The following is a 651-nucleotide window of genomic DNA, read 5'->3' on the forward strand; positions in this document are numbered from 1 at the left end:
CAAATCGCGAAGCGGACGGTTCCACTGGTCGGCAATCACCGATTGACCTTTTCCCATACCGCCTCCTCCTTTTTGTTCACAGCCATATAACTAAATTCACCTGCTTTTGAGTACATCATACGCAAATGAAAAAAAAATATTTGTGAAGTTTATCACATTTTTTTATAGTGTCACATAATTGTAAAAAGTTGATTTCCATCTTTATCGTGTCCTGTTTATTTTAATGTCTAGAAAATTATTTCAGTGAACTCGTAAATAAAAAACTGGCTCCCTAATAAAAGAGAGCCAGTTACCACTGTGATTAAGATAAATGTTTTTCTTTTTTCCGTAACGCTTTTGGAATGTATATGCAATATGGTTCGCTTTCTAAGTAATCACCCGTAACTGCATACGCCCGCGAGCGCGATCCTCCGCAAACGTAGCGGAATTCGCATACGCCACATTTTCCTTTATATTTATCAGGATTGCGCAAATCTCGGAAAATCGGAGAATTTCGATAAATTTCCGCGAGCGGCGTTTCCCGGACATTTCCTGCTTTCACCGGGAGCAACCCGCTCGGATATACGTCACCGATATGAGAAGTGAACTACCCCCACTTAATTTCTAGCGAAAATTTGAAGTGGGGGCTTCCAAAGAAGTTTGACTGCTTTA

Annotated in this window: 1 pseudogene; it reads right to left on the reverse strand. The window is 40.4% G+C overall.

What is annotated here, in order from left to right:
• Window positions 1-301: 301 nt before the first annotated feature.
• Window positions 302-586 (reverse strand): annotated as a pseudogene (locus tag DCC82_RS17095) (SPASM domain-containing protein); the annotation flags it as partial.
• Window positions 587-651 lie beyond the last annotated feature (65 nt).

This window comes from Geobacillus sp. LYN3 (assembly GCF_003064505.1).
Classification (GTDB): domain Bacteria; phylum Bacillota; class Bacilli; order Bacillales; family Anoxybacillaceae; genus Parageobacillus_B; species Parageobacillus_B toebii.